The 3,043-nt window shown below is 64.2% G+C and carries 3 protein-coding genes; all 3 read left to right on the forward strand.

All coding sequences use genetic code 11. The features are described 5' to 3' along the window. The coding region (locus AUR66_RS07605; RefSeq protein WP_197409701.1) for a universal stress protein at positions 1 to 1,239 on the forward strand (1,239 nt) is incomplete at its 5' end. A gap of 104 nt (positions 1,240 to 1,343) precedes the next feature. Continuing rightward, positions 1,344 to 2,294, forward strand: coding sequence for an alpha/beta fold hydrolase (locus AUR66_RS07610; protein ID WP_058571863.1), 951 nt, complete (start codon positions 1,344 to 1,346; stop codon positions 2,292 to 2,294). Between the two features lie 302 nt (positions 2,295 to 2,596). Beyond that, positions 2,597 to 3,043, forward strand: a 447-nt coding sequence (locus AUR66_RS07615; protein ID WP_231727800.1) for an AIR synthase related protein, incomplete at its 3' end; no start/stop codon positions are given.

Raw genomic sequence — 3,043 nt, forward strand, 5'->3', positions numbered from 1 at the left:
ACGCCGTACCGTTCTATCGCCATCACGGGCGGGTTCATCTTGCTCTTCATCCTCTTGGCCGACGTGGGAACGCTCGCGAACGCGGGCAGCGTCCTGCACCTCATCATCTACGGCCTTCTCAACGTCTCACTCGTCGTGATGCGCGTCGCAGACCCAGAGGACTACCAGCCCGACTACCGGGTGCCGCTGTATCCCTTCACGCCGATTCTGGGCGCGATTACGTCGTTCGCACTCATCGCCTTCTTCGCCGACACCATCGTTCTCCTCGCAGTCGGGTTCGTCGTGTTCGCGATGCTCTGGTACGCTGTCTACGCCCGCGGACAGGCGGAGAAGCAGGGTATCCTCGGTCAGTACGTCCTCCAGCGGTCCGAAGAACTCCCCTCCGCCGCCGTCTCGGCGACGACGTCGGTCCAACCCGACGGTGGCTACCGCGTCATGGTTCCGCTCGCCAACCCGGAGAGCGAACGTGACCTCGTCACGCTCGGCGGGTCAGTCGCGAAAGCGCACAACGGCACCCTCGTCGGCGTCCACATCGTGCAGGTCCCCGACCAGACGGCGCTCGAATCTGCACGTGAAGAGTACGACTTCGCCGAGGCCGACGAGTTGCTCGAACAGGCCCGCGTCGACGCCGACGAACTCGACATCGACATCGAGACGCACACGATTCTCTCGCACCGCTCGTTCGAGGAAGTGTTCGACGCCGCCGAGATGTACAACGCTGACCTCGTCGTGATGGGGTGGGGCCCCGACAGTCACGGTGCACCGGGCCGTGCAGAGAGTGCCATCGAAGAGATGACCAACACACTCCCGTACGACGTGTTGGTGCTGAAAGACCGTGGCTTCGACCCATCGTCGGTCCTCGTCCCGACGGCAGGCGGTCCGGACTCGGACCTCTCCGCGTCTATCGCCACCGTGCTCTCGGAGTTCTACGACGCGCAGGTGACGCTCCTCCACGTCGCCGACGACGAGCAGGAAGGTCAGGCCTTCTTGCGAGAGTGGGCCGACGAGCGCGGACTCGGTGACGCGACGCTCGAAGTCGAAACCGGCGACGTCGAGACGGCAATCGAGTCGCACGCGAGAGACAAGTCGCTGCTCGTCATCGGGGCCACAGAACGTGGCCTCCTCTCGCGCCTCGTCCGCGGGACGCTGGTCCTCAACGTCGTCGACGACGTGGACTGTTCGGTCCTCCTCGCCGAGCGGAGTCGAAAGCGCAGTCTCCGGGAACGTCTCTTCGGATAGCGGTTCGGCCACGCAATCGGGTCGGGATTTCCCCGAACGCCGGGCGTCTCACGCCCGTTCGTGTCGCCGCACCACATTTGTCTTCTGCCCGCGTAGCGAGACGTATGTCGAGCCAAGCGGGGTTGAAATGTGAGGACGTACAGTTGCCGGTGGAGGCGTCTGGTCGCCTCGTCGACGTCGGCGACACCGAACTCTACGTCGTGGAGGCCGGACCCGAAGACGGAGAACTCGTCGTCCTCCTACACGGGTTCCCCGAGTGTTGGTACGCGTGGGCCGACTACTTCCGACCGCTCACCGAAGATGGGTACCGTGTCGTCGCACCCGACCAGCGTGGATACAATCTGAGTGACCAACCGTCGGGCGTCGGTTCGTACAGTATCGACGACCTCACCGGCGACGTGGTCGGTCTCGTCGACGCCCTGGGTCGTGAGAAAGCACACGTCGTCGGCCACGACTGGGGCGCCGCAGTCGCGTGGTGGACGTCGCTTCACCACGCCGACCACGTGCACTCACTCACGGTGATGAACCTCCCACACCCGTCCGTCTTCACTCGACACCTCCTGCGTGACCCCGCACAGCAACTCCGTAGCTGGTACATGTTGTTCTTCCAGGTGCCGAAACTCCCCGAACTCATCGCACCCGTCGGCGACTGGGCCATCCTCGAGCGGACGATTCAGTCGTCTTCTCTCCCGGGGACGTTCTCGCCGACGGACATCGAGCACTATCGGTCGGCGTGGTCGGTCCCGGGTGCGTATCGCTCGATGGTCAACTGGTATCGGGCCGTCGTCCGTGAACGACCCCAACCGAGAGCGACCACCGTGGAGGTTCCGACGCTGGTCGTCTGGGGAGCCAAAGACCAGTTCCTCCGCCCGAAGATGGCCAGAGAGAGCCTCTCGTATTGCTCGAACGGCCACCTCCGAACGTTCGAGGGCGCGACACACTGGGTCCACCACGAAGAACCCGTCGCCGTTGCTCGTGCGCTCATCGAACACATCGACGACACGTGGTGGACGCCGAACAACACCCCAGACGAGGCAGGCCATCGACCAATCTGAGACGGCGACACGCGCCCGATGTCGGCACCGTTTTACGTCGTTTTGATTCCCCTATATAGAACCATCGAGGGGACTTAGCGAGGTTCTTGTACGTCCAGAGCGTCGTCCGAATCGACGCGGTCACAGTCCGGTGGTGGTGGGACGTCCTGTTCCACGTCGAACCGTCTCCGCGTCTTCTTCATGAGCAGGGACGGGGGACCGTCCCACCTTCACCCCGTGAGAGGTTCGGCTACCGAGAGGCCAGTACGGCCGCAGTGGCGACGGATGAGTACGTTCATACTCACGGCCACCCGACACCGAATATGACCGACCTCGGAAAGGTCGACCGCGACTTCTTCGACGAGTACATCTACCCACGTCTCGGCGCAGACCGAGACGACGTCGCGCTTGGCCCGACCCACGGCGTCGATTTCGGCCTCCTCGATATCGACGGAACCGCAGTCGCACTCGCGACGGACCCCATATCCGTGCTCCCGTCCCTCGGGTTCGACCGCGCGGGGCGATTCGCTATCGACATCGTCCTCTCCGATATCGCCGTCTCCGGACTCGACCCCTCGCACATCGCCATCTCGTTCACGCTCCCGCCGGAGATGAGCGACGCCGAGTTCGCCGAACTCTGGAACGCGATGCACGAGGAAGCGGCGGACCTCGGCGTGAGCATCGTCACCGGCCACACGGCCCGCTACTCCGGGTGTTCGTACCCGTGGGTCGGCGGTGCAACCGCCCTCGCTATCGGCGACCACGACGAC

The sequence above is a fragment of the Haloferax profundi genome, assembly GCF_001469865.1.
In the GTDB taxonomy this organism is placed as follows: domain Archaea; phylum Halobacteriota; class Halobacteria; order Halobacteriales; family Haloferacaceae; genus Haloferax; species Haloferax profundi.

Excerpts from the sequence above, each read along its gene's own strand:
- AUR66_RS07610 (WP_058571863.1), top strand. The coding sequence starts at position 1,344 with ATGTCGAGCCAAGCGGGGTTGAAATGTGAGGACGTACAGTTGCCGGTG.